Consider the following 25,377-nt stretch of genomic DNA (forward strand, 5'->3'; position numbering starts at 1 on the left):
AGTTGTGTACGCAACACGCCGTCGACGGGCGTACACAACTCCGGAACTGATTGCTGGGGGCGCTACACGGGGAGGTGGAAGCCGCCGTTCGAGTGGAGGAGCTGGCCGTTGATCCAGCCGCCGGACGGCGACAGCAGGAACGCGACCAGGTCGGCGGTGTCCTGCGGACGGCCGAGGCGGCCGAGCGCGGTCTCGGCCGCGAGGGTCTCGGCGAGGTCGGGCGTCATCCAGCCGGTGTCGATGGGGCCCGGGTTGATGAGGTTGGCGGTGATCCCGAGGTGGGCGAGCTCCACGGCGGCCGCTATCACGATGCGGTCGAGCGCGCCCTTGCTGGCGCCGTACGGGAGGTTGTGCGCGGTGTGGTCGCTGGTGAGGGCGACGATGCGGCCGGAGCCGGGCTCGCCCACGAACTGCTCGGCGAACGCCTTGATCAGCAGCCAGCTCCCCCGGGTGTTGACGGCGAAGTGCCGGTCGAACGCGGCGACGCTCGTGTCGAGGAGGCCGCTGTCGACGGAGTACGCGTGGCTGCCCACGAGCGCCCGGATCGGTCCCAGCTCGGCGCGCACCCGGCGGACGAGCTCCTCCGGGCCGCTGCCGGTCGAGAGGTCGGCCACGAAACCGGCCACCCGGGCGCCCGGCGCCCCGGCCTCCGCGGCCAACGCCTCCGGGAATCCGGGCTCTGGCGTCAGGTCCGCGAACGCGACATCCCAGCCGTCGGCGGCCAGCCGCCGGACGATCCCGGTCCCGATCGCAGCGGGCCGGCCGACACCGGTGACCAGGACGAGGGGACGACTGTTCTCGGTCATCCCCTCATCCTGGCAGAGCGAATACGCAGCGCCCGGCTACAGCACCTTCGACAGGAAGGCCTGCGTGCGCTGGTGCTGCGGGTTGGCCAGCACCTCGCGCGGGTCTCCGGACTCCACCACGACGCCGCCGTCCATGAAGACCAGCTCGTCCGCGACCTCGCGGGCGAAGCCCATCTCGTGGGTGACGACGACCATCGTCATGCCGGAGGCCGCCAGGCCCTTCATGACATCCAGCACCTCGCCGACCAGCTCGGGGTCGAGGGCGGAGGTCGGCTCGTCGAACAGCATCAGCTTCGGGTCCATCGCCAGCGCGCGGGCGATCGCCACACGCTGCTGCTGGCCGCCGGAGAGCTGCGACGGGTAGTGGTCGCCCTTGTCGGCGAGGCCGACGCGCACGAGCAGCTCGTTCGCCCGCTCCACGGCCCGAGCCTTCGGCAGGCCCTTGACCCGGATCGGCGCCTCGATGATGTTCTCGAGAGCCGTCATGTGCGGGAACAGGTTGAAGCGCTGGAACACCATGCCGATCTCGCGGCGCTGGCGGGAGGCCTCCTTGGGCTTCAGCTCGTAGAGCTTGTCCCCGTGCTGCCGGTAGCCGACCACCTGGCCGTCGACCGACAGCCGGCCGGCGTCCACGCGCTCCAGGTGGTTGATGCAGCGCAGGAAGGTGGACTTGCCCGAGCCGGACGGCCCGATGATGCAGAGCACCTCACCCGGCCGCACGGACAGCGAGATGGACTTGAGCACCTCGTTCGAGCCGAAGCTCTTGGAGACGCCCTCGGCCAGGACCATCGGCGTCACGCCGCTCCGCGCGCTGGTGTCCCGTTGCGTCGCGTCGCTCATCCCTTGCCTCCCAGGTTGTTGCCGTCGGGTGCGCCGGCCGCGGGCAGTGCGCCCGTGGCGAGCGCCGGCTCCTTGTTGTCCGGCCGGCGCATGTTGACGCCGCGCGAGAACCGCTTCTCGAGGAAGTACTGGCCCACCATCAGGATCGAGGTGAACAGCAGGTACCACAGCGAGGCGACGATCAGCAGCGGGATCGGCGTGTAGGTGACCGCCGAGATGTCGCGCGCGACACCGTAGAGGTCGGTGGTGAGCGGGATCGCCGCGACCAGCGAGGTGGTCTTCAGCATCGAGATGACCTCGTTGCCGGTCGGCGGGATGATCACGCGCATGGCCTGCGGGATGACGATGCGGGTCATCGTCTGCCACCACGACATGCCGAGGGCCGTCGCGGCCTCCTCCTGGCCGCTGTCGACCGAGAGGAGTCCTGCACGGACGATCTCGGCCATGTACGCGGCCTCGTTGAGCGCGAGGCCGATGATCGCGATGATGAACGCGTTCTGCATGAAGCCGAGGTCGAAGGTCACGCCGACGTCGGTCCACGGCACACCGAGGAAGACGTGCGGGTAGATCAGCGAGAACAGGCCCCAGAACACGAGCTGCACGTACACCGGGGTGCCGCGGAAGACCCAGAGGTAGAGCCAGGCGACGGACTTGACCACCGGGTTCGGCGAGAGCCGCATCACGGCCAGCACGAGGCCGAGGATGACGCCGATGACCATCGAGTAGATCGTGAGCTGGAGGGTCACGAGCGCAGCAGCACTGATGCGCTTGTCGAAGACGTACTTGCCGACGTACTGCCAGCCGTAGGCCGAGCGCTGCGAGGCGTCGATGATGAACCAGACGAACAGCAGGACGAGAACGACCGCGAACACGATCCGCCACGGGTGGCGGAGCTTGATCGCCTTGATCGGCTCGGACGGCGGGGCGCCGGCCGGCGACGGGGCTGCCCCCGTCGCCGGACCGGCAGGAATGCCCTGGGACATCAGGTCAGCTCTTCGACGCTGCGTTGAGGTCCGCCTTCGTGACGCTGCCGTCGGCGACACCCCACTTGTCGAGGATCTTCTTGTAGGTGCCGTCGTCGATCAGCGCCTGGATGGTCTTCTGCAGCACCGGGGTCAGGTCGGAGTTCTTGGCGACCGGGATGCCGTAGGGCGCGACATCGAAGGTCTTGCCCGCGGCCTGGAGCTTGCCGCTCGACTTGGACACCGCGTACAGCGTGACGGGCGAGTCGGCGCTGAGCGCGTCGGCCTTGCCGAGGATGACCGCGTTGGTGGCGTCGTCCTGGTTGTCGTAGCGCAGCGCCTGGATGGCGGGCTTGCCCTTGTCGGTGCAGGCCTTCGACTTGGCGGGGACCTCGTCGGTGTCCTCGTACGTGGTCGACTGGACGGCGACCTTCATGCCGCAGGCGTTGTCCGGGTCGACGGTCTTGCCCTTGGCGGACGCCCACAGGATGCCGGCGTTGTAGTAGTTGACGAAGTCGACCTGCTTCTCGCGCTCGACAGTGTCGGTGAACGAGGACATCCCGAAGTCGTCCTTGCCTCCGGTGATGCTGGGGATGATGTTGTCGAACTTGGCGATCGCGTAGTTGATCTTGAGGCCGAGCTTCTGGCCGATCGCGTTGGTGAAGTCGACCTCCCAGCCGGCGGGGTTGCCGTTGTCGTCCTTGTACTCGTTCGGCGGGTAGGTGTCGTCCATTCCGACGGTGAGGACACCGGCGGACTTGATCTTCGAGGGGACGCTGTTCGCGAGCGAGTCGTCCTTCTTCACGTCGAACGCGGCGCTCGACGCTGAGCCGCTCGACGAGGGGGTGGAGTTGTCGACACAGCCGGACAGCGCGAGCGCTGCCACGGCGGCGAGGGCGGCCACAGGGGCCACGGAACGGATGCGCATGATGGTAGTTGTCCTTCTTCCTGGTGCAGGGTGTGCAGGGAGGGGTAAAGGGAGAATACCCTAGGCCCCACGCGTTATACGCATACTAAATCGCGCGTGAAACGCCAGTTTTCCTGCAAGTTTCGCAGAGATTTCGTGTTTCTTTGCGCGGATTTCGTTGTCTGCGACGCCCGGCGACATCGAATGCGCGCGACGCGCCCTGCCGCGCTAGGGTCGGGTCGTGATCCAACCGCAATCCGGCCTCGCCGCGACGGCTCGCGTGGTCGTCACCCGCCCCGACGATCCGCTCGCCGCACCGCTGGTCGAGGAGCTCTCCCGCGAGTACGACGAACGCTACGGATTCAACGACGGCATCCCCTCCTCGGCGGAGCTGTCGCGGTATCCCGCGGAGCGTTTCACGGCGGAGGAGGGCGGCACGTTCCTGCTGCTCGTGGACGAGGACGGCACCCCGGTCGCGGGCGGCGCGTTCATGCGCGAGGACGACGCCACCGTCGAGGTGAAGCGGGTCTGGACGCACTCCGGGTTCCGCCGGAAGGGGCTCGCCCGCCGGGTGATGAGCGAGCTGGAGGCGGAGGCGGCCCGCCGCGGCATCGGCACGATCGTGCTGACCACCGGCGCCCGCCAGCCGGAGGCCGTCGCGCTGTACATCTCGCTCGGTTACTCGCCGCTCTTCGACCTCGACGGCGACTGGGAGCGCGTCTCCTACCTGGGGTTCCGCAAAGACCTCTGAGAGCCGTGTGCTACTGTCCAGGAGCCGGTGATCACCGGCTTCAGGGAAGACGCCTCGTTGACCGTTGGATCGCCATTCGGTCCGGCCACGATCCCGTCGCCTCCTCTGTGTCGATCAGAGGAGTTGCAATGTCCCTGTCCCCACGCGCCGTCATCTACTGCGAAGGCCTGTTCGGCGAGCCCGACGGCAAGACCGCGAACGGTCTGGTGCGCTCGTCGGAGAGCTACGAGATCGTCGCCGTCATCGACAGCACCCGGGCCGGCCAGGACGCCGGCGCGCTGCTCGACGGGGTCGCCAACGCCGTCCCCGTGCTCGCGGATCTGGCCGAGGTGGTCGGCCACCTCCCCGCGGCGCCGGACGTGCTGATCGTCGGGATGGCTCCGGCCAGCGGCATGCTCTCCCCCGCCGACCGGCTCGTCCTGCTCGACGGCATCGCCCGCGGCCTCCACCTCGTCAACGGCCTGCACGAGTTCCTCGGCGATGACCCGGAGTTCGCCGCCGCCGCGCTGATCGCCGGTGTCACCATCACGGATGTGCGCCGCCCGAAGCCCACGAAGGACCTCCGGCTCTTCTCCGGCAGGATCACCGAGGTCACCTGCCCGCGGATCGCGGTGCTCGGCACCGACGGCGCGATCGGCAAGCGCACCACGACCACCCTCCTGGTGCAGGCGCTCAACGCGCGCGGGATCCGAGCCGTGATGGTCGGCACGGGCCAGACGGCGCTGATCCAGGGCGCCCGCTATGGCGTGGCGCTGGATGCGACCGTGCCGCAGTTCTGCTCGGGGGAGGTCGAGGGCCAGGTGCTCGACGCGTTCGAGAACGAGAGCCCGGACGTCATCGTGGTCGAAGGGCAGGGCGCGTTGAGCCATCCCGCCTACCTGACCTCGGCCTACATCCTGCGCGGCAGCCGACCGGAGGCCGTCATCGTGCAGCACGCCCCCGCGCGTGCGGTCCTGGACGACTACCCCGCGATCGCGATGCCGACGGTCGCGAGCGAGATCGCCCTGATCGAGGCGTTCGCCGAGACCAGGGTCATCGGCGTGACGGTCAACCACGAGCACCTGTCCGATAGCCAGCTCGGCGAGGCGATCGATGAGCTCGAACTGGAGCTCGGCATCCCGGCCACCGATCCGCTGACCAGGAGCCTGGACGAACTCGTCGGGATGGTGCTGCTCGCGTTCCCCGCTCTGGCGGCCATCGCGGTTCCGCTCGCCGCCCCGCTCGCGGCCGCGAGCTGACCCGGGCTCAGGCGCGTTCGGCGCTGCTCGCGAGGCCGAGCAGACCCTCCGTCGCGCGCACGAGGTCGTCGGCTGCGCGTCCGTCCAGGCTCGCGGCCAGCGCCGCCGCGAGCCGGCCCGTCCCGGCGCCGGACGGAGCGGCGTCGAGGACGCCGAGCAGGTCGGCGGCGTGCAGCGCCTCGATCGCGACGACCTCCGCGGTCCGCGCGAGCGAGCGCCGCAGGAGCCGCAGGGCCAGGGGCGCGTAGGTCGCGTGATCCTCCACGCCCGACAGCGTGGAGCTGCCGAGCGTCGCCGGGGCCGCGAGCTGGCGCACCTCGGCGACCGCGTCGGCGGCCGCATAGAGGAGGAGGCCGGGGATGCGGGTGCGGCCCTCCCGGCGAGCGGGGGCGAGCGCCGACGAGAGGGCGGCCGTGCGACGCTCCGAGGCCTCGGCCGCGTGGGCCAGCGCCAAGCGCAGGTTCTCCAGCGCGAGCGACAGCGGGAGCGCCTGGAAGTTTCCGCCGGAGATCAGGCGGCCGCTCGGGAGGTCGACCACCGGGTTCTCCGAGCGCGCGGCGAGCTCCGCCTCCAGCTCTGCGCGGAGCCGGGCGATCGACTCACGGAGGGCGCCGTGGAGCTGCGGCGCGGTCCGGAAGGAGAGCGGGTCCTGGACGCTGACCGTGCGATCCGTCGCCTCCACAGCGCTGCCGGCCAGAGCCACACGGATCGCGTGGGCGGACGCGCGCTGACCCTCGCCTCCGCGCGCGTCGGCCACGGCCTCGGCGTACGGGCTGAGGTTGCCCGCGGGTCCGTGGGCGGCGACAGCCTCCAGCGACAGGGCGACGACCAGGTCGGCCGCCTCGGCGAGCTGCCGGGCGGCGACGGCGGCGAGCGAGCCGACGCCCACGCTCAGCGCGTTGGCGCTCAGGGCGGCCAGCGCTTCGTGCGGCGCGAGCTCGATGGGCTGGAGGCCGGCGTCGGCGAGGGCGGCCTCGGCCGGCACTGCTTCCCCGTCGCGCAGCACAGTGCCGGTGCCGATGACCACGGCGGCGACCTCCGCCAATGCGGTCAGGTCCGCCGCCCCCACCGAGCCGCGCGAGGGGATGCGCGGCGTCACGCCCGCGTTGAGCAGTGCCGCGTACGCATCGGCGAGCTCGGGCCGAACGCCCGCTCCCCCGCGCGTGAAGCCGGCGAGCCGCGCGGCGACCACCGCGCGCGCCTCCGTCTCGGTGAGCGGCTCGCCGACGCCGCCGCGGTGGTTCGCGATGGTGCGGCGCTGGAAGGCGGCGAACTCGTCGGCCTCCACCGCGTCGTCGCGGCCGGCGCCGAGCCGGCGGTTCAGTCCGTAGACCGGCTCGCCCGACTCGATCGCACGGTCGACCACGGCACGGGAGGCCGCGAGCGTCGCCCGCGCGTCGGCGTCGAGTTCGACCGGTGCGCCCTCGGCGACCGCCACGATGTCGGAGACGGTCGGAGGCTGCGCGCCGAGCCGGACGGTCCGCATCTCAACAGCGCTGGCCATCTCAGAAATCGGCCAGGTTCTGCCGCAGGCCCGCGTCGCCGAGCTCGGTGCGCAGCAGGCCGCGCCGCCGCAGGGCGGGCACCAGCGGGTCGAGCGTGCGGTGCACGTTGGCCGGGTGTACCTGGCCGGTGAAGAGGAACCCGTCTCCGCCGACGGCCTCCCCCAGCTCGCCCAGGTGGTCGGCCACCTCGTCGGCCGTGCCGATGATCGCCAGGCCGTCCTTCTTCGCACGGGTCTGCAGGATCTCGCGGAGGGTGGAGCCCGCCGGAGCCGACGAGACGAAGTTGTCGAGGGTGCCGCGGTTGCTGTTGGTGGTGACGTCCGGCAGCGGGGCGTCGAGGTCGAAGGTCTTGAAGTCGACGCCGGTCAGGTAGCTGATCGACTGGAGCTGCTCGTCGATCGCGGCCTGCGTCAGCTCGGCGCGCGCGGCGCGGACGCTGGCGGTCTCCTCGGCGTTCGCAGTCAGGATCGGCTGCACGACGAACAGCACCTTCACCGCGTCGGCCGGGCGGCCGTGCTGCTCGGCGACCTCCCGGATGCTGTCGCGGTACTCCCGCATCCGCTCGGCGGTGGAGGCCAGCGCCAGCACCACGTCCGAGTTCTTGCCGGCGAAGTCGCGGCCGCGGCCGGACGCTCCCGCCTGCACCATGACCGGGTCCTCCGCCGCGGGTGCGGTGTTGAGCGGCCCGCGGACGCGGAAGAAGCGGCCCTCGTGGTCGATGGTGTGGACCTTGCGGAAGTCGGCGAAGACGCCGCCCGCGACGTCCTCGACGATCGCGTCAGGCTCCCAGCTCCGCCAGAGCTTGCGGACGACCTCCACCCACTCGTCGGCGCGGTCGTAGCGGAGGTCGTGCTCCACCTGCTTGTCGAGGCCGTAGTTCTGGGCCGCCAGGTCGGAGCCGCTGGTCACCACGTTGAAGCCGAGCCGGCCGCCCGCGAAGTGCTGGAGGGTGCTCAGCAGGCGCGCGGCGGTGAACGGCTCGTAGAAGCTCGCGCTCAGCGTGGGCACGATGCCGAGCCGGGAGGTCGCCCCGAGCAGGTACGGCACGAGCGGCAGCGGGTCGTGCTTCGGGACGAAGCGCGCGGCAGCGAGGTTCACTTCGGCGGAGCCGCCGTAGGTGTCGGGCACGGCCACGCCGTCCTCGATGATGAAGAGGTCGAAGCCGGCGCCCTCGAAGGCGCGCGCGGCATCCTGGTAGACCGGCGGCTGCTTCCAGTCGTAACCGACGCCGTAACTCGGGTCGCCCCAGCCCTGGACGCCGAAGCCCGCGCCGAGGAACCAGCCGAAGTGGAGGAGTGCCATGCGTTCCTTGCTGTGAGTAGTGCTGTCTGGTGGTCAGTGCTGTGTCAGTCGACGCCGACGCCCGCGGCGCTCAGCCAGTCCGCGTCGTACGCCTTGGTCAGGTAGTTGGTGCCGCCGTCCGGGGCGATGGCCACGATGACCGACCCGGGCCGCGCCTCCCGCGCCACCCGCAGGGCCGCCGCGACGGCGAGCGCCGACGACGGTCCGAGCAGCAGCGCCTCCTCGGCGGCGAGCCGGCGGAGCGTGCGGTAGACCACCCCATCCTCGACCGTGTGCACTTCGTCCACCACCCCCGGGTCGAAGGTCTGCGGCCAGAACTCGCGCGGCCACGCGGTTCCGACGCCGTCGACCAGGATGCGGCCGGCCGCTCCCCCGTCGTAGGTCGAGCCCGCCGGGTTGGCGCCGTGCACCTCGACGGCGCCGCCGCTGACCTCCTTGAGGTAGCGGCCGGTGCCGCTCACGGTGCCGCCGGTGCCGATGGCGGCCACGAAGTGCGTGACCCGGCCCGCGGTCTGCCGCCAGATCTCCGGCCCGGTGCCGCGGTAGTGCGCCTCGGGGTTGGCGGTGTTCGCGAACTGGGCCGGACGCCAGGCGCCGGGGGTCTCGGCGGCGATCCGGTCGGCGACCGCGCGTGGGTTGGCCGGGTCGTCGGGGCCGGCCTCCCAGTCGGCCTCCAGCAGGCGGGCGCCGTAGGCCGCGAGGACCTTACGCTTCTCGTCCGAGATGTCGGAAGCGTGGACGATGACGACGGGATGGCCGGTGAGCCGGCCGATCAGTGCCAGGCCGATCCCGGTGTTGCCGCTGGTCGCCTCCACGATCGTGCCGCCCGGGGCGAGCACGCCGGCCGCCTCCGCGGTGCGGATCATGTTGAGCGCGATGCGGTCCTTGGAGGAGCCGCCGGGGTTGCGGCCCTCCAGCTTGACCAGGACCCGCACGTCGAGCCCGGACGGCAGCGCGTGCAGCTCGACGATCGGGGTGTTGCCGATGAGCGCTGCCGCCGAGTCGCACACCTCGCCCAGCGGGAGGTTCCCGGGGGCGGAGGAGGGGATCAGATCGAGCGCGGTCATGGAGGAACGATAGGCCCGTGCGCTGGGAAGCGCACGGGCTGTTTCGACGTATTACGCGGCGCCCACCGCGACCGGCCGCGCGGGGTCGTTGGACCACGCGGAGAACGAGCCGGGATACAGCGCAGGCACCGGCAGGCCGGCGGCCTCCATCGCGAGCGCGGCGTGCGCAGCGGTGACGCCGGAGCCGCAGTAGACGCCCGTGGGAGTGTCGGAGGTGACGCCGAGCGCGGCGAACCGGGCGGCGAGCTGTTCGGGGCTCAGCATCCGGCCGTCCGGCGCGATGGTGTCGGCGGTCGGAGCGCTCACGGCGCCGGGGATGTGCCCTGCCCGTGGATCGATCGGCTCGACCTCGCCGCGGAACCGCTCGCCGGCGCGCGCGTCGAGCAGCACACCGCTGGCGGCGAGTGCGGCGGCGGCGTCCGCGTCGAGCGTCGGTAGCGACCCGTAGGCGAGCGTCACCGACCCGGGGACCATTACGGAACTGCTCGTGTCGAGACCGCCGCCGAACGCGACCCACGCGGCCAGCCCGCCGTCGAGCAGGCGGACGTCCTCGAACCCGGCGTAGCGCAGCAGCCACCAGAGCCGGGCGGCCGAGGTGCCGGAGACGTCGTCGTAGACGACGACGCTGTCCCCGTCGTTCACGCCCCAGCGGCGCGCGGACGCCTGGAACGCGTCGATGTCCGGCAGTGGATGCCGGCCGTCTGTCGGCACGCCGTGTCCGGCCAGCTCGGTGTCCAGGTCGACGTATACCGCTCCGGGAATGTGCCCCGTCGCGAACTCCTCGGCGCCGGGAGGGCCACCGAGCTTCCAGCGCACATCCAGTACGCGCACCGTCGACCGCCGCCGGCCGGCGCCGCTCCACAGGGACTCGGTCCCGAGAGCGACATCCAGCGCGGCGGCGGTGATCAGCGGAGAGTTCCGCACCGTCATCTCAGTGACCGCTCGACGCCTTCGCGTTCGACTCGTACGAGGTGTTGGTCGACTCGAAGAAGTTGACCAGCTCGAGCGTGTCGTTGGCGGTCGCCATCCACTTCGCCGGGTTGGAGACCTTGTACTCGGCCTCGAAGCCGAGCTCCTCCAGGCGGCGGTCGGCCAGGTAGCGGACGTACTGGTTGATGTAGTTGGCGTTCAGACCCAGGATGCCGCCGGGCAGGAGGTCGCGGTTGTACTGCTCCTCCATCTCCACGGCGTCCAGGATCATCTGGCGGATCTCGTTCGCGAACTCCGGCGTCTGCAGGTCGGGGTTCTCCTCCAGCACCGTCAGGATGAGGTTGATGCCGAACTTGAGGTGCAGCGACTCGTCGCGCACCACCCAGTCGATCAGCGAGCCGAAGTTGCGCAGCAGGTTGCGCTGGCGGAACGACAGCGCCACCATGAAGCCCGAGTAGAACCAGATGCCCTCGAGGATCACGTTGTAGGCCACGAGGTTGCGGATGAAGTCCTGCTTGCCCTCGGTGGTCGTGATGTCGAGCGTCTGCTCGGTCATCCGCTTGATGAAGCCGACCTCGAACTCCTCCTTTCGCGCCATCGACGGGATGTCGACGTGCGAGTTGTAGGCCTGCTCGCGGTCGATCGGGAACGTCTCCAGGACGTACTCGAACGACATGCAGTGGTTGGCCTCCTCCCACATCTGCTTCGCGAGGTAGAGGTGCGCCTCGGCCGCGTTGATGTAGGGGTAGACGCCGAAGGCCAGCGCCTTGTTCACCAGGAGCTCGTTCGGGTTGAAGTAGCTCATCAGGAAGGTGACCGCGTGACGCTCTTCGTCGGTCATCCGCTTGAAGTCCGCGATGTCCTCACCGAGCTGGATCTCGTTGGGGAACCAGGTGTTCGCGACGGCCTGGTCGTAGAGGTCCATCGCCCACTTGTACTTCACCGGCTTGAGGAGGAGGCCCTCCTCGATTCCCGTTCCCAGGATGCCCATCTTCGTCTCTTCTCTATCTGTCTCGCGGTGGGCTTACTGGCAGGACTCGCACTGCAGGTCGTCCATCGGGTCGACCGGCACGTAGTACTCCTCGATCTTGGTGCTGTTCATTACTTCTCACCGCCAGCCGGGGTGTTCGAGGTCAGGCCACCGAAGCCGAAGCCGCGGCGGGCGGGGGCGGCCGCCGGAGCGGTCTCGGTGACGGCGGGGGCGGCCGGAGCGCCGGCACCCACCGTGGCGAAGCCGGTGCGGGCGCCCGAGATCTCCTCGGCCTTGTTGACCTTGACGGTCGACTGCTCGGCCTGGTGACGCGGCTTCATGTGCAGGTAGTAGGTCGTCTTGACGCCCTTCTCCCACGCGGCGTAGTAGATGTCCATCATGTCGCCGAGGTCGCGCGTCTCCAGGTACATGTTGCGGCTGATCGCCTGGTCGATCCACTTCTGGGCGCGGGCGGCCACCTCGATGAAGGCGTACGGCGAGAGCTGGAAGCTGGTCTTGAACGTGGCCTTGACCTCGTCCGGGATCGCCGCGATGCCCTGGATGTCGCCCTGCGAGCGCAGGATCGCCTCGCGGACGTCCTGCCAGATGCCGCGCTCCTGCAGCGTCTCGACCAGGTTGCGGTTGACCTCCAGGAACTTGCCCGACGAGGTCGACCGGCTGAAGATCTGCGAGAACTGCGGGTCGAAGCCCGGCGTGGTGCCGGCGACGAGGCCGATGGAGGCCGTCGGCGCGATGGCCATCAGGGTCGCGTTGCGCATGCCGCCCTTGACCTTCTCGCGCAGGCGGTCCCAGTCGAGGCGGATGGTGCGGTCGACCGTGATCGGGAGGCCCCGGTCGGCCTCCGTCAGCGCGATCGAGTCGAAGGGCACCAGGCCCTGCGACCAGCGCGAGCCCTCGAAGTTCGGGTACGCGCCGCGCTCCTGGGCCAGGTCGGCGCTCTCGTCGATCGCCGCGTACGAGACGTGCTCCATGATCTCGTCGATCAGGGCGTACGCCTCCTCGCTCTCGTAGCTGAAGCCGAGGCGCTCGACGATGTCGGTGAAGCCCATCACACCGAGGCCGATCGCGCGGTTCTGCTGGTTGGAGAAGTCCGCCTCGTCCACGCTCGACACCGTGATGTCGATCAGGTTGTCGAGCTGGCGGACGGCCTGGCGGGCGCTCGCCTCGATGCGCTCCCAGTCCATCTTGCCGTCGACGAGGTGGCGCGACAGGTTGATGGAGGCCAGGTTGCAGACCGACACGTTGTCGCGGTCCTGCGGCAGCGTGATCTCGGTGCAGAGGTTGGAGAGGTGGATCGTGCCCGTGTTGTTGTTCAGGGCGCGGTTGTTGATGGTGTCCTTCCAGGTCAGCCACGGGTGGCTGGTGGTCTGCAGGCTCATCAGGATGTCCTTGAACTGCGAGCGCGCGCTGATCTTCTTGAACATGCGCAGTTCGCCGGACTCGGCCATGGCGACGTACTCGGCGTAGCGCTCGGAGAACGCCTTGCCGTACAGCTCGTTGAGGTCGGCGACCTCCAGCGGGTCGAAGAGGTACCAGTCCTCGTCGTTCTGGACGCGCTTCATGAACTCGTCGCTGATCCACACCGCGGTGTTGGCGGTGCGGGTGCGGCGGTACGGGTCGCCGGAGTTCTGGCGGAGGTCGAGGAACTCCGGGAAGTCCATGTGCCAGTTCTCCATGTAGAAGCACAGGGCGCCGAACTTCTTGCCGCCGCGGCTCACCGCGCGCAGCACCGAGTCGATCGTGTGCATGAACGGGATCGGGCCCGTGGAGGTGGTGTTGTTGGAGCGGATGGGCGAGCCCTGCGCGCGCAGCTTGGTGACCGCGAGGCCGATGCCGCCGGTGCCCTTGGTGAGCCACATGACGTCGCGCACCGACTTGGCGATGTGCTCGATGTCGTCCTGCATCTCCATGACGAAGCAGTTGGAGAGCTGCGGGTACGCGGTGCCCGCGTTGACGAGCGTGGAGCCCGCGGCCAAGTACTCCAGGTTGGACATCTTGTCGTAGAACGCGAGGGCGTGCGCGGTCGGGTCGGCCTCGTTGAGGGAGAGACCCATCGCGATGCGCATCCAGAAGTACTGCGGCACCTCGAGGGAGTCGCCGTTGCGCGCCTTGATGCCGTAGCGGTTGTTGAGGGTGACGACGCCGATGTACTTGAGCAGCTCGTCGCGCGACGGGTCGAGGAAGCCCGCGAGGCGGTCGAGGTCGAAGAGGGTCGTGAAACGCGAGTCGAGGAGGGTCTCGGCGACGCCCCGCTCGATGTAGCCGCGGAAGTGGGAGGTGTGCAGCTCGGTGAGCTCGTCGAGGGTCTCGTAGTCGCCGAGGACGCGCTTGTAGATCGTCTTGAGGAGGAGGCGCGCGGCGACGGTGTCGAACGCCGGGTCGTCCTTGACGTTCTGGAGGGCGACCTGGATGACTGCCTCGTCGAGCTGCTGGGTGGTGATCCCGTCGAAGAGGGTCAGCTCCAGCTCGCTCGCGATCTGGGTCACCCAGGTGATGTTCTCGTCCAGACCGGCGGCGGCGTGCTCGATGGCCAGGTTGATCTTGTTGGCGTCGTACGGCTCGCGCTCGCCGTTCCGCTTCACAACAGTGATAGCCACTTTCTCTCCCTCTGTTTACCTCAACGGTGCCGCTCCGGTGAGCGGCGAAGTCCCTGCGGCGGGGTGAGCGGAGCGCCCCGAAAACCTCGTATCGAGGCCTCAGGTGCCGGTCGGACCCCCTGTCGCGTCCACCACTATATAGCCGGGTGCCGACATTTCCACGCCCCCATATCTAGTGGGCGTGTCATCCACAGGTGTGCAGAAGTTATGCACATTTCCACACCCCCTCGAATGGGTTTCACGACCCTTCCGTGGCCGGGCCGGACCGATAGAGTGAGCAGACTGTGAGCAGCTACACGAGCCTTCTGAAGACGCCGGGCGTCGCGCGGATCATCGCCGCGCAGCTGACCGCGCGCTTCCCCGTTCGGGATGCTTTCGCTGGCGTTCCTGCTGCACATCGAGCGCATCCACCACTCGTACGGCGCGGCCGGGCTCGTGCTCGGCGCGATGAGCATCGGGCAGGCCATCGCCGGCCCGATGACCAGCCGGCTGATGGGCGTGGTGGGGATGCGCGTTGTGCTGTGGACGACGCTCGCCCTATGCTCCGCCGCCGTCGCCGCGATCGGCATCTTCGTCATGCCCATCCCGCTGACGATGGCGGTGGCCTTCTTCGCCGGGCTCAGCATGCCGCCCATCCAGCCGGCCGTGCGGACGATCTATCCGAAGATGGTCAACTCGAGGCAGCTCACCCCGCTGTTCTCGCTGGACGCGTCCGCCCAGGAGATCATCTGGATCGCCGGCCCGGTCGCCATCACCTTCGTCTCCACCCAGATCGGCACGGTCGAGGGCATCCTGATGTCGGTGGCGATCATGCTGCTCGGCGGCACCTGGTTCATCTCCTCGCCCGAGGTCGGCCGGGTGCGCATCCCGCGCAGCAAACGGCGGTTCGGGGTGGTGCTGGCGCGGCCTCCCGTGCTGCTGGCGACCGTGGTCGGCTTCCTGCTCATCGGCTCCTGCGCGGCGGTGGAGGCCGGTGTCGTCGCGAACTTCGGCGAGGGCTCGCCGTTCGCCGGCATCGTCCTGGCGATCTGGTCGCTCGGCTCGCTGGTCGGCGGTCTGGCCTTCGGACACATCCCGATCGGGCCGTGGGCGACGGCGCGCCGGATGCTCATCGTGTTCGTCGGCGTCGTCATCTCCACGTTCATGCTGTGGTCGTGGTGGGGGCTGTCGCTGTCGCTGATCATCGCGGGCCTCGGCATCGCGCCCGCGCTGGCGGTGCTGTTCGCGATCGTGTCGGCGAGCGTGAAGTTCTCCGACACGGCGGAGGCGTACGGCTGGGTCGGCACCGGCCAGCTCATCGGCGCGGCGCTGGGCTCCGCGCTGGCGGGCTTCCTGATCGACGGGAACGGGCCGGTCGGCGCGTTCTGGGTGGCGGGCGCCTTCGCGCTCGTCGGCTTCCTCGTGCCGGCGCTGGCGTGGCGGGTGCACCCCGACCTCCGCGGCCGCGACGCCTCCCCCATCCCCGACACCGAGCCCGTCCCCGTCCAGCCCTCCTAGCCGCGAAACTGCTTCGCCGAGGGGCACGTTGTTGTCACTTTTGCGCCCGAAAAGTGACAACAACGTGCCCCTCGGCGCAGAGGGCTGTGGATAACTCGGGAGGGCGGATGGCGAACCTGGCAGGGTGGCGGGATGACGCGACGCATCGACCCTCTTCCTCAGCCGCTTCAGAGCGGGCCGTTCTCGACGCGAGCCGCGCTCGACGCCGGGGTGGGAGCACGGCGACTGCGCAGGAGCGACCTCGTCCGGCCCATCCGAGGCTTCCGCATCGCCAAGGCTGACGATGGATTGGTGTCCCGCTGCCGCGCGTATGCGTCGCATCGCGGGACGGATTTCGCATTCAGCCACACCACCGCGGCACTCCTCTACGGGATACCGCTTCCCCGGGTCGACGGAACCATCCACGTCAGCGTCCGCGCTCCCGGTCGAGCACCGACCATCGAGGGGTTCGCCGGTCACAAACTCGGTCGGTGGGAGATCCGCATGGTCGCGGACCTGCCGGTCACCACGCCCGAGCAGACGTGGCTGGACCTCGCGCAGCTCCTCCATCGGGACGCACTGGTCGCAGCAGGGGACTACCTCGTCGGCGGAGTGGAGCCGCTCACGGATCGGCTGGCGCTCGCGCACGCAGCCGCGGCTGCGGCGGGGCGCCGGGGTGTCGGGCGGGCACGGGAAGCGATCGAACTCGTCCGGGCGGGGGCCGAGTCACCGGGCGAGACCCGTCTCAGACTGCTCCTCGCCGAGGCGGCGCTGCCGTCACCCGTGCTCAATCACGAACTGCGGACGGCCGCGGGCGCCTTCGTCGCCCGTGTTGATTTCGCATTCATCGCCAAGCGCGTCGCACTGGAATACGAGGGCGACATCCATCGCGTGGACCAAGCGGTCTGGCGCAAGGACCTCCGTCGTCGCGAACGTGTCGAGGATCTCGGGTGGCGCATGGTGCGCGTGACCGCGGACGACATCGCCACCCCCGCCGAGCTCATCCGCCGCCTCCGCCGCCTCCTCGCCTGAACCACCCCGCGAGGGGCACGTTGTTGTCACTTTCGCGCACGAAAAGTGACAACTACGTGCCCCTCGGCGGAGGGGCTACCAGCGGGGGTGGGTGGTGGGGCGGAAGGCGCGGGTGTAGAGGGACTGGACGGCGTCGGCGAAGCCGTCGGGGAGGGCGACGCCCGCGGCGGCGGCGTTCGCGCGGGCCTGCTCGGGCGAGCGGGCGCCGGGGATGACGGTGCTCACGCCGTCCTGGGCGACGACCCACGCGAGCGCCGCCTGCGCGGGCGTCGCGCCCTCCGGGGCGAGTGCGGCGAACTCGCGTGCCGCGCGCACACCCTCCGCATAGTCGACGCCCGAGAAGGTCTCCCCCACGTCGAACGCCTCGCCGTGCCGGTTGTAGCTGCGGTGGTCGTCGGCCGCGAACTCGGTGGTCTCGGTGTAGCGGCCGCTCAGCAGCCCGGAGGCCAGCGGAACACGCGCGATGATCCCGACCCCGGCCTCCCGCGCCGCCGGCAGCACCTCGTCGAGCGGCTTCAGCCGGAAGGCGTTGAGGATGATCTGGACGGTGGTCGTCCCCGGCCGCGCGATGGCCTCCAGTGCCTCGGCGCAGGTCTCGACGCTGACGCCGTAGTTCGCGATCGCACCGTCCGCGACCAGCGTGTCGAGCGCGTCGTAGACGGCGGCGTTCGAGAACACGGGGGTGGGCGGGCAGTGGAGCTGGACGAGGTCGAGCGTGTCCATCCCGAGGTTGCGGCGGGAGCGGTCCGTCCACTCGCGGAACTTCGCGAGCGTGAAGTTGGCGGGGTCCTGCTCCTCGCGGCGGCCCATCTTGGTCGCGATGGTCAGGGGGAGGTCGGGGCGGGAGGCGCGGTAGCGGCCGATGAGCTGCTCGCTGCGGCCGTCGCCGTAGACGTCGGCGGTGTCGAAGAAGGTGACCCCGGCCTCCGTCGCCGCGTCGAGGACGGCGAGCGCGTCGGCCTCGGTGACGTCGCCCCAGTCGGCGCCGAGCTGCCAGGTGCCGAGACCGATGACCGACACGTCGCGTCCGGTCCGTCCAAGAGTGCGCTGCTGCATGCCCTCCACCCTATGCGCCGCCCAATCAACGCCGAGGGGCACGTTGTTGTCACTTTCACGGGCGAAAGGTGACAACGACGTGCCCCTCGAGTTACAGAGCAGCGCGCTAGGCGGCGGCCTCGGTGACCTCCTGGTTGCGGAAGTGGCCCGCCAGCATCCCGACCACGCCGACGGCCGCCCAGCCCAGCAGCACCAGCCACGGGAACAGCGTGTCCGCGGACGGGAAGTACGACAGGTCGCGCAGCAGCGTGACGGAGGCGCCCGGCACGAACCACTGCCCGATCGCGCCCCACGGCCCGACCAGGAACTGCAGCGGCTGGGCCGCGGCCGACAGCGGGTTGCCGACCAGCACGGTCAGCACCGCGCCGATCGCGATGCCGACCCGGCCGAACAGCGCGTTCATTCCGACCACGAAGGCCGCGATCGCGAACATCGCCAGCCCGACTGCGAGCGCGTTGACCCAGTAGTCGCCCTGCAGGATTCCGAACCAGCCCTGCAGGATGCCGGTCACCGCCAGCCCGCCTGCCACGCCGTAGAGCGCGACCGCACCCAAGCGGCGCCAGCTTCCCGCGACGAGCAGGGAGATGAGCACGCCGCCGAGCATCCCGCCCAGCACGAGCGGGAACGACGACGCGGCCAGCCCGAGCCCGCGCGCGTCGGTCGAGGCGAGCGGGACGACGTCGGTCACCTTGACCGTGATGATGGGCGCCTTCGTGCCGACAGGCGCGTGGCCGGAGGCGATGGCCTGCTGCACGGCCGCCTGCGCCTGCGCGTTGGCGGCCGTCTGGAGGTTGGCGGCGACCTGGTTCATGATCTGCGTGACCGCGGCGCCGTTGGCCGAGGCGGTCAGCACCTCGGGGCTGTCGCCGAGGACGATCGCGCCGTAGACGCTGCGCTTCTGGATCGCGTCGACGGCCGCTTGCCGGTCGCTCAGGCTCGTGATCGCGAACGCGCCGCTCGCCGCTTTGTCGAGCTGCTTCTCCACGGCGGTGACCTGCGCGGACGGACCCGCGATCGCGATCGGGAGGTCTTTGACCGTGGAGGTCACGGTCGGCCACAGGAAGGCGAGCAGGATGACGACGACGATGGCCGCGGCCCCCACAGCGAGCGCGAGAGCCCGCGCCCAGGGCGTGTGGACGACGGCGGGACGCGTGGTCCCCTCCTGGCGCGACGCGACGCGGTCGACGCCGGGATCGGTGCTGGTGCTCATGGCAGCCTCCACTCAATAAAAACGAATGCTCGTTCTTTATAATCGGCAGATCGGCCGCTATTGTCAAGAACGAACGTTCCTTTTTCCGAGTCGCGAGGAGGCCGGGATGCCGAAGGTCACCGAGGAGTACCGCACCGCACGGCGCCACGAGATCGCCCAGGCCGCCCTCCGCTGCTTCGCGCGCAACGGCTTCGCCGCCACCTCGATGGCCGACATCATCGCCGAGTCCGGGCTGTCGGCGGGCGCGATCTACGGGCACTTCACGAGCAAGGACGAGCTGATGGAGCTGACGGCGTCGGAGATCCTCGACGCCCGCTTCCTGGAGGTCGCCGAGGCGCGCGCGCAGCAGCCCCTCCCCGCGCCCGGCGAGATCGTCCGCCTGCTCGTCACCGGCCTGATGACGCACATCACGGACATCCAGCTCCTCGTTCAGGTCTGGGGGCAGGTGCCGATCAACCCGCGGCTGAAGCAGATGTCGTCGGACATCGGCGGCCGCATCCGCGCCATGTTCACCGGCTACCTGACCGACTGGCACGCCCAGACGCTGCGCCTCGACGAGGCCCACGCCCTCGCGGAGCGGCAGGCGCCCGTCTACATCGGGCTCGTGCAGGGCTACGTCACCCAGACCGTGCTCTTCGACGGTTTCGACGGCGAGGGCTACCTGGAGGTCGTGGAGTCGCTCTCGCTGCCCGCCTGACTGCCCGCGTACTGACCGCTCGGCGCATCGCAGGCCGCCGCGACCACCCGCGCGAGCCGCTTGCGGATGAGGTGGTCGTTGGCCTCCACCCGGTGCATCGTCACGTGCCGCATGGCCTCGATCACCGTGAGGCTCCCCGGCGCGATGAACGCGTCCATCGTGCCGTAGACGACCTCGACCGGCACGCGCACGCGCGCCAGATCGCCGACGACCGTCTGCCGTTCGACGCAGTTCTGCAGCGACAGCACGAACGGCCGCCAGCTCTTCTCCGTGATCTCGAAGACGTTCTTGATCGGCAGCAGCCTCGCCAGGATGGCGGCGTTGCGGAGGGTGAACTCCTTGTTGTTCCGCAGGAACTCGTACGCGCGCAGGTAGGCGCTCACCCGGGTGCGCACGCGGCGGTCGCCGATCTCGGTGGGCGACGGGTACACCGGCGGCCCGACCAGCACCAGCCTGCTGAGCGCCCCGGGATGCTCGGCGGCCCAGCGCGCGACGATGAGGCTGCCGAGCGAGTGGCCGACGAGCACGAACGGCTCGCGCAGCCTCAGGGAGCGCAGCGTGCGGTCGAGCGCGGCCACGTGCTCGTCCATCGTGTACTGCGCGTCGTCCGGCGCCGGCGAGCGGCCGAAGCCGAGGATGTCGATCGAGATGGCGCGGTGTCGCGGCTCGAGCAGCGGCACGAGGTTCTGGAACGTCACCGACGAGGACGCGATGCCGTGCACGAGCACGACAGCCGGCCCCTCCCCCACGTCGGAGGCGATGTGCAGCAGCGGCGCGCGGCGCAGTCCGAGGCCGCGGCGCAGCCGTTCGAGGAGGCCGTCGCTCATCGGGACGGCCACCAGGGCGGCGTGAGCCGTTCGAGCAGCGCGAGGAGCGCCTCCACGTCCCGCGGCCCCGGCCGGGTGAGCCAGACCTCGATCGCGCCGATGATGCCGTCGGCCAGGTAGCGCTCGATCGCCCGGCGCTCCAGCTCGTCGGCGGCGGGGACGCTCACGCTGTGCTGGTCGAGCAGCAGTTCGATGGAGCCCTGGAAGTGGTCGCTGAGCATGGCGTGCAGGCCGGCCTCCGCGCCCTCCGCTCCGAGTCCGCGGCGGTAGACGGCGTCGTGCTCGTCGACATGCTGGAGGACCGCGCGCGTGACGCCGGTGATCGCCGCCGCGGCGTCGTCGGGCGCGACATCCACGAGGTACGCGGCTCGCAGCTCATCCAGCTGGGCGCGCAGCACGCGCTGCAGCAGGGCGGCGGGCGACGCGGCGTACTCGTACACGGTCGACCGGTGCACGCCGGCGGCGGAGGCCAGGCCGGAGACGGTCACGTCGGTGATCGGCCGCTCCGCTGCGAGGGCGAGCACGGCGGCGCAGAGCCGCGCCAGCGTCTTCTCCTGGCGGGCGTCGAGGCGCGTCCGCTCGAGCGCAGGCGCCGCGGGCGCGACCGTGTTCGCTCCGAGCGCATCCGGTTGCGGGCCGTTCGGCCTCCCTGTGTTCACCTTCTGATCGTACAATCGGAGTTATCCGACAGGTGTCGGATATCTGGAAGGAGAACAATTCATGGCTCAGTACGATGTCGCCGGCCGGTCCGCGATCGTCACCGGCGGTGGCTCGGGCATCGGACGCGCAGTGGCGCTGACCCTCGCGGCCAGCGGCGCCGCGGTCCTGGTCACCGACCTCAACGAGGAGCACGCGAAGGCCGTCGTCGCCGAGATCGAGGCCGCGGGCGGAACCGCCGCCGCGCTCGCAGGCGACGTGACCGACCCGGCGTTCGCCACGGCGAGCGTCGAGGCCGCGAACGCCCTCGCCCCGCTGAAGATCGCGGTCAACAACGCCGGCATCGGCGGGGAGGCCGCCCCGGTCGCCGACTACTCGCTGGAGAGCTGGCGCAAGGTCATCGAGGTCAACCTCAACGCGGTCATGTACTCGATGCAGCCCCAGCTCACCGCGATGGCCGCGAACGGCGGCGGCGCGATCGTCAACATGGCGTCCATCCTCGGCAGCGTGGGCTTCGAGAACTCGTCCGCCTACGTCACCGCCAAGCACGGCCTCCTCGGCCTCACCCAGAACGCGGCGCTGGAGTACGCCGGCCAGAACGTGCGCGTCGTCGCCGTCGGCCCCGGCTTCATCAAGACCCCGCTCGTGGAGGCCAACCTGAGCCCGGAGGCGCTGCAGTTCCTGGAGGGCAAGCACGCCCTCGGCCGGCTCGGGCAGCCGGAGGAGGTCGCGGCTCTCGTCGCGTTCCTCGCCTCCGACGCCGCGTCGTTCATCACCGGCAGCTACCACCTGGTCGACGGCGGCTACACCGCCCAGTAAGCGCAGCCACTGCTCCGTCGAGGGGCACGTGAACGCCCCTAAAACCCGGATTTAGGGGCGTTTACGTGCCCCTCGGCGTTGGGAGTCATAGTGTGTGGAGGGTGAGTGATGTCGAGCGGGTGCTGCTGAGCGACGAGCGACTGGAGCGGTTCCGCTCCCGGGCCGCCGGGTACGACGCGGAGAACCGGTTCTTCACGGAGGACTTCGCCGAGCTGGCCGACGACGGCTACCTGAAGGCCCTCGTGCCGACCGAGTTCGGCGGCCTCGGGCTGTCGCTGGAGCAGACCGCGCGCCTCCAGGTCCGGCTCGCGGGCGCCGCGCCTGCCACCGCCCTCGCGGTGAACATGCACCTGGTCTGGACCGGCGTCGCCAAGACCCTGCGCGACCGCGGCGACGACTCGCTGGAGTTCCTGCTGCAGGAGGCCGGCGCCGGCGAGGTGTTCGCCTTCGGGCTGAGCGAGGCCGGCAACGACCTCGTGCTGTTCGGGTCGACGACCGAGGCCCGGCCGGAGGCGGACGGCGCGTACCGCTACTTCGGCACCAAGATCTTCACCTCCCTCTCCCCCGCGTGGACGCGGCTCGGCACGATGGGCCTCGACACGGCGAGTGCCGACGCGCCGAAGATCGTCTACGGCTTCGTGGAGCGCACCGGCGGCGGCTTCGAGATCCGCGAGGACTGGGACACGATCGGGATGCGGGCGACGCAGAGCAGCACGACCGTGCTCGACGGCGCGCTCGCCCCCGCGGACCGCGTCGTGCGCCGGCTCGACCCCGGACCCAACCCCGACCCGCTCGTCTTCGCCATCTTCGCCAACTTCGAGCTGCTGCTCGCCGCCGTCTACACCGGCATCGGCGCCCGGGCGCTGGAGCTGGCCGTGGCCTCCGCGCACCGCAGGAAGAGCCTGAAGAACGACGGCCGCACCTATGCGAACGACCCGGACATCCGCTGGCGCGTCGCCTCCGCCGCGATCGACCAGGACGCCCTCCTCCCCCAGCTCGACGCGATCACCCGTGACGTCGACACCCTCGCCGACCACGGCGCGCAGTGGTTCCCGAAGCTGGTCGGGATGAAGGTCCGCGCCACCGAGACCGCCCGCCGCGTCGTCGACCAGGCCATCCGGGTCTCGGGAGGCTCGACCTTCTTCGCCGGGAACGAGCTCGGCCGGCTGTACCGCGATGTGCTCGCGGGCATCTTCCACCCGTCCGACGCCGAGTCCGCGCACAGCACCGTCGCGAACGCCTGGCTCGGCCCGATCGAGGAGTGACCGCCATGCAGCAGATCACCGCCCAGCACTTCGCCGACCGGCTGGCCCGCGGCGCCGCCCAGGCGAAGGAGGCCGGGCTCGACGCCCTCCTGGTCGCCCCGGGACCCGACCTCGCGTACTTCGCCGATTATCTCCCGCCGGCGACCGAGCGGCTGACCATGCTGGTGATCCCGACCGAGGGCGAGCCGACGATGATCGTGCCCGTGCTGGAGCACGACAGCGCCGCCGCCACCCGCTCGGCCGGCGCGATCCGCCTGATCACCTGGGCCGACGGCGAGGACGAGCACGCGCCCCTGGTCGACCAGCTCTGGTCGGGAGGCCGCTACGCCGTCTCCGACTCGGCCTGGGCGCTGCACCTGCTCGCGCTGCAGCACGAGCTCCCGGATGTGCGCTTCGCGGCGTTCTCGACCGCCTTGCCGATGCTGCGCGCGGTGAAGGGCCCCGACGAGATCGACCGGCTCGCTGCCGCAGGGGCCGCGGCCGACGCGACCTTCGAGGACATCCTCACCGTGGCCTTCGCCGGCCGCCGCGAGAACGAGGTCGCCGCCGACCTGGACCGCCTGCTGCGCGCGCACGGCCACTCCCAGGTGGACTTCACGATCGTCGGCTCCGGGCCCAACGGCGCAAACCCGCACCACGAGGCGGGCGAGCGCGTCATCCAGCAGGGCGACATGGTGGTGCTCGACTTCGGCGGGCTGATGGACGGCTACGGCTCGGACACCACCCGCACCGTCCACGTCGGCGAGCCGACCGACGAGGAGCACGAGGTCTTCGAGGTGGTGAAGCGGGCGCAGCAGGCCGCGTTCGAGGCGGTCGCGGTGGGCGTGCCGCTGCAGGAGATCGACCGCACGGCGCGCGCGGTGATCCGGGACGCGGGCTACGGGGAGTACTTCGTCCACCGTGTCGGCCACGGAATCGGCACCACCACGCACGAGCCGCCGTACCTGGTGGAGGGCGAGGAGCAGCCGGTCGTGGCCGGGATGTGCTTCTCGATCGAGCCCGGCATCTACCTGCCGGGGAGGTTCGGCGTGCGCATCGAGGATATCGTGGTCGCCGACGACGACGGGGCGCGCAGGCTGAACAACACCAGCCGCGAGCTCCACATCGTCCGGTGAGCGCGCCGACCGCCCGCACGGGCGACGCCGAGAGCGCCTCCTCCGACCGCATCCGGGCCGAGCGCGCGGCGGCCGAGCTGCGCGACGCCGAGCGCCGCCGCGCGCTCCGCAGCATGAAGGCCCTCGCGACCAGTCTGCTGGCGGTCGCCGCCGTGATCTTCGCCGTCTCGTTCGCGCTCCAGGACCGCTACCCCTGGCTCGGCTTCGTGCGCGCCGCCGCGGAGGGCGCGATGGTCGGCGCGCTCGCGGACTGGTTCGCCGTGACGGCGCTGTTCACACATCCGCTGGGCCTGCGCATCCCGCACACCGCGATCATCCCGACTCGCAAGGACGAGATCGGCGAGACGCTGGGCGAGTTCGTGGAGACCGAGTTCCTGTCCGACGACGTGGTCGCGACCCGGCTGACCGCGTACGACGTGTCCGGCGCCGCCGCCCGCTGGCTGACCGAGCCGGGCAACGCGCGCCGGGTGGTGGACGAGGCCTCCGGCGCCGTTGTCGGCTTCTTCGGCCTGCTGGACGACGACCGCATGCGCGAGGCCGTGGAGGCCGTCGTGCGCACGCACGTGATCGAGCCGGAGTGGGCGCCCCCGATCGGCCGCCTCGGCGTGCGCATCCTCAGCTCCGGCGGCCACCACGACGCCGTCGACCTGCTGCTCGACCGGTTGGACGACTGGCTGGTCATCCACCCGGACGCGCTGACGAACCTCGTCTCCGGCCGGCTCCCGTCCTGGCTGCCGTCGTTCGTGGACAAGCTGGTGGACGAGCGGGTGTACCAGGAGCTGCGCCGCTTCATCGCCGACGTGCGCCGCGACCCCGCGCATCGCGCCCGTCGGGCGTTCGACGGCTACCTCGCCGAGCTCGCCGACCGCCTCCAGCACGACCCGGAGACGATCGCCGGCCTGGAGGCCGCGAAGGCCCGCGCGTTCGACGACCCGCGCATCCGGGAGCTGGCCGCGCAGGCCTGGGCGGCCGCGCGCTCGGCGGCTGTGGACGCTCTCAGCGACCCGGACAGCGAACTCCGAAATCGAGTGTCCGCGGCCCTCGCCGACGCCGCCGGCCGCGTCGCCGCCGACCCGGAGCTGCGGGCCTCTCTCAACCAGCGCATCGCCGGCGCGGCCGGTCACCTCGTGTCGACCTACAGGCACGACATCGCGAGCGTGATCACCGAGACCGTGCGCGGCTGGGACCCGGCGGAGACGACCGACAAGATCGAGGTGCAGGTGGGCCGCGACCTGCAGTTCATCCGGATCAACGGGACGGTGGTCGGCGCGCTCGCCGGCCTGGCCATCTACACGATCGCGACGCTCGTCGCCTCGGCGTTCTGAGC

22 protein-coding genes and 1 pseudogene are annotated in these 25,377 nt (G+C 70.5%); 9 read left to right on the forward strand and 14 right to left on the reverse strand.

Going from position 1 to position 25,377, the window contains the following annotated elements; all coding sequences use genetic code 11:
- Nucleotides 1–62: 62 nt before the first annotated feature.
- The 4 genes from ABH923_RS05165 to ABH923_RS05180 are packed head-to-tail and all read right to left on the reverse strand — an operon-like array spanning nucleotide 63 to nucleotide 3,536.
- Nucleotides 63–806 (reverse strand): SDR family oxidoreductase, encoded by a 744-nt coding sequence (locus ABH923_RS05165; RefSeq protein WP_370054299.1) that lies wholly within the window; start codon nucleotides 804–806, stop codon nucleotides 63–65.
- Between the two features lie 36 nt (nucleotides 807–842).
- On the reverse strand, nucleotides 843–1,595 hold the full coding sequence (locus ABH923_RS05170; protein ID WP_179609265.1) for an amino acid ABC transporter ATP-binding protein: 753 nt from the start codon (nucleotides 1,593–1,595) through the stop codon (nucleotides 843–845).
- Between the two features lie 47 nt (nucleotides 1,596–1,642).
- Nucleotides 1,643–2,629 (reverse strand): amino acid ABC transporter permease, encoded by a 987-nt coding sequence (locus tag ABH923_RS05175; RefSeq protein WP_370054300.1) that lies wholly within the window; start codon nucleotides 2,627–2,629, stop codon nucleotides 1,643–1,645.
- A gap of 4 nt (nucleotides 2,630–2,633) precedes the next feature.
- Complete coding sequence (locus tag ABH923_RS05180) at nucleotides 2,634–3,536, reverse strand: ABC transporter substrate-binding protein (RefSeq protein WP_370054301.1); 903 nt, start codon at nucleotides 3,534–3,536, stop codon at nucleotides 2,634–2,636.
- Between the two features lie 220 nt (nucleotides 3,537–3,756).
- On the opposite strand from ABH923_RS05180, the gene ABH923_RS05185 reads away from it, so the two are divergent.
- Together ABH923_RS05185 and ABH923_RS05190 are read left to right on the forward strand one after the other, a co-directional pair.
- Nucleotides 3,757–4,266 carry a GNAT family N-acetyltransferase gene (locus tag ABH923_RS05185; protein ID WP_370054302.1) on the forward strand — a complete coding sequence of 170 codons (510 nt, stop codon included), beginning with the start codon at nucleotides 3,757–3,759 and terminating at the stop codon, nucleotides 4,264–4,266.
- Nucleotides 4,267–4,394: 128 nt separating this feature from the next.
- Nucleotides 4,395–5,504 (forward strand): DUF1611 domain-containing protein, encoded by a 1,110-nt coding sequence (locus ABH923_RS05190; RefSeq protein ID WP_370054303.1) that lies wholly within the window; start codon nucleotides 4,395–4,397, stop codon nucleotides 5,502–5,504.
- Nucleotides 5,505–5,511: 7 nt separating this feature from the next.
- Here ABH923_RS05190 and ABH923_RS05195 read toward each other — a convergent pair whose 3' ends face one another.
- The 6 genes from ABH923_RS05195 to ABH923_RS05220 form a co-directional block, all read right to left on the reverse strand.
- Complete coding sequence (locus ABH923_RS05195) at nucleotides 5,512–7,008, reverse strand: aromatic amino acid lyase (RefSeq protein ID WP_370054304.1); 1,497 nt, start codon at nucleotides 7,006–7,008, stop codon at nucleotides 5,512–5,514.
- 1 nt (nucleotide 7,009) lies between these two features.
- Nucleotides 7,010–8,311, reverse strand: coding sequence for an NtaA/DmoA family FMN-dependent monooxygenase (locus ABH923_RS05200; RefSeq protein WP_370054305.1), 1,302 nt, complete (start codon nucleotides 8,309–8,311; stop codon nucleotides 7,010–7,012).
- A 44-nt stretch (nucleotides 8,312–8,355) separates the two neighbouring features.
- Nucleotides 8,356–9,378: a PLP-dependent cysteine synthase family protein gene (locus tag ABH923_RS05205; protein ID WP_370054306.1), complete on the reverse strand. Its 1,023-nt coding sequence runs from the start codon at nucleotides 9,376–9,378 to the stop codon at nucleotides 8,356–8,358.
- 51 nt (nucleotides 9,379–9,429) lie between these two features.
- Nucleotides 9,430–10,308, reverse strand: a complete 879-nt coding sequence (locus ABH923_RS05210; protein ID WP_370054307.1) for a sulfurtransferase — start codon at nucleotides 10,306–10,308, stop codon at nucleotides 9,430–9,432.
- 1 nt (nucleotide 10,309) lies between these two features.
- The gene (locus ABH923_RS05215; protein WP_370054308.1) at nucleotides 10,310–11,299 is read right to left on the reverse strand and encodes a ribonucleotide-diphosphate reductase subunit beta; all 990 of its coding nucleotides are present in this window, start codon (nucleotides 11,297–11,299) and stop codon (nucleotides 10,310–10,312) included.
- Nucleotides 11,300–11,409: 110 nt separating this feature from the next.
- Nucleotides 11,410–13,896, reverse strand: a complete 2,487-nt coding sequence (locus tag ABH923_RS05220) for a ribonucleoside-diphosphate reductase subunit alpha (protein WP_370054309.1) — start codon at nucleotides 13,894–13,896, stop codon at nucleotides 11,410–11,412.
- 284 nt (nucleotides 13,897–14,180) lie between these two features.
- Between ABH923_RS05220 and ABH923_RS05225 the strand changes: the two are divergent.
- A pseudogene (locus tag ABH923_RS05225) lies at nucleotides 14,181–15,393 on the forward strand (MFS transporter).
- A 132-nt stretch (nucleotides 15,394–15,525) separates the two neighbouring features.
- Nucleotides 15,526–16,404, forward strand: coding sequence for a hypothetical protein (locus tag ABH923_RS05230; RefSeq protein ID WP_370054310.1), 879 nt, complete (start codon nucleotides 15,526–15,528; stop codon nucleotides 16,402–16,404).
- A 75-nt stretch (nucleotides 16,405–16,479) separates the two neighbouring features.
- On the opposite strand, the gene ABH923_RS05235 is transcribed toward ABH923_RS05230, so the two are convergent.
- Both ABH923_RS05235 and ABH923_RS05240 read right to left on the reverse strand, forming a co-directional pair.
- The gene (locus tag ABH923_RS05235; protein ID WP_370054311.1) at nucleotides 16,480–17,460 is read right to left on the reverse strand and encodes an aldo/keto reductase; all 981 of its coding nucleotides are present in this window, start codon (nucleotides 17,458–17,460) and stop codon (nucleotides 16,480–16,482) included.
- 106 nt (nucleotides 17,461–17,566) lie between these two features.
- Nucleotides 17,567–18,670 (reverse strand): ABC transporter permease, encoded by a 1,104-nt coding sequence (locus tag ABH923_RS05240; protein WP_370054312.1) that lies wholly within the window; start codon nucleotides 18,668–18,670, stop codon nucleotides 17,567–17,569.
- A gap of 106 nt (nucleotides 18,671–18,776) precedes the next feature.
- Between ABH923_RS05240 and ABH923_RS05245 the strand changes: the two genes are divergently transcribed.
- Complete coding sequence (locus ABH923_RS05245) at nucleotides 18,777–19,367, forward strand: TetR/AcrR family transcriptional regulator (RefSeq protein ID WP_370054313.1); 591 nt, start codon at nucleotides 18,777–18,779, stop codon at nucleotides 19,365–19,367.
- On the opposite strand, the gene ABH923_RS05250 is transcribed toward ABH923_RS05245, so the two are convergent.
- Nucleotides 19,328–20,206: an alpha/beta fold hydrolase gene (locus tag ABH923_RS05250; RefSeq protein WP_370054314.1), complete on the reverse strand. Its 879-nt coding sequence runs from the start codon at nucleotides 20,204–20,206 to the stop codon at nucleotides 19,328–19,330. The genes ABH923_RS05245 and ABH923_RS05250 overlap by 40 nt on opposite strands.
- A complete protein-coding gene (locus ABH923_RS05255) occupies nucleotides 20,191–20,853 on the reverse strand; it encodes a TetR/AcrR family transcriptional regulator (protein WP_370054315.1) in 663 nt (220 codons plus the stop codon). Before ABH923_RS05255 ends, ABH923_RS05250 begins: the two co-directional genes overlap by 16 nt.
- Before the next feature lie 61 nt (nucleotides 20,854–20,914).
- Between ABH923_RS05255 and ABH923_RS05260 the strand changes: the two genes are divergently transcribed.
- From ABH923_RS05260 to ABH923_RS05275, 4 genes are all read left to right on the forward strand, one after another.
- Complete coding sequence (locus ABH923_RS05260) at nucleotides 20,915–21,670, forward strand: SDR family NAD(P)-dependent oxidoreductase (protein ID WP_370054316.1); 756 nt, start codon at nucleotides 20,915–20,917, stop codon at nucleotides 21,668–21,670.
- 101 nt (nucleotides 21,671–21,771) lie between these two features.
- Nucleotides 21,772–22,935 (forward strand): acyl-CoA dehydrogenase family protein, encoded by a 1,164-nt coding sequence (locus ABH923_RS05265; RefSeq protein ID WP_370054317.1) that lies wholly within the window; start codon nucleotides 21,772–21,774, stop codon nucleotides 22,933–22,935.
- A gap of 5 nt (nucleotides 22,936–22,940) precedes the next feature.
- Nucleotides 22,941–24,050, forward strand: coding sequence for an aminopeptidase P family protein (locus ABH923_RS05270; protein ID WP_370054318.1), 1,110 nt, complete (start codon nucleotides 22,941–22,943; stop codon nucleotides 24,048–24,050).
- The gene (locus ABH923_RS05275) at nucleotides 24,047–25,375 is read left to right on the forward strand and encodes a DUF445 domain-containing protein (RefSeq protein WP_370054319.1); all 1,329 of its coding nucleotides are present in this window, start codon (nucleotides 24,047–24,049) and stop codon (nucleotides 25,373–25,375) included. The genes ABH923_RS05270 and ABH923_RS05275 overlap by 4 nt, the downstream gene beginning before the upstream one ends.
- Nucleotides 25,376–25,377 lie beyond the last annotated feature (2 nt).

The sequence above is a fragment of the Leifsonia sp. EB41 genome (assembly GCF_041262565.1).
GTDB lineage: Bacteria > Actinomycetota > Actinomycetes > Actinomycetales > Microbacteriaceae > Leifsonia.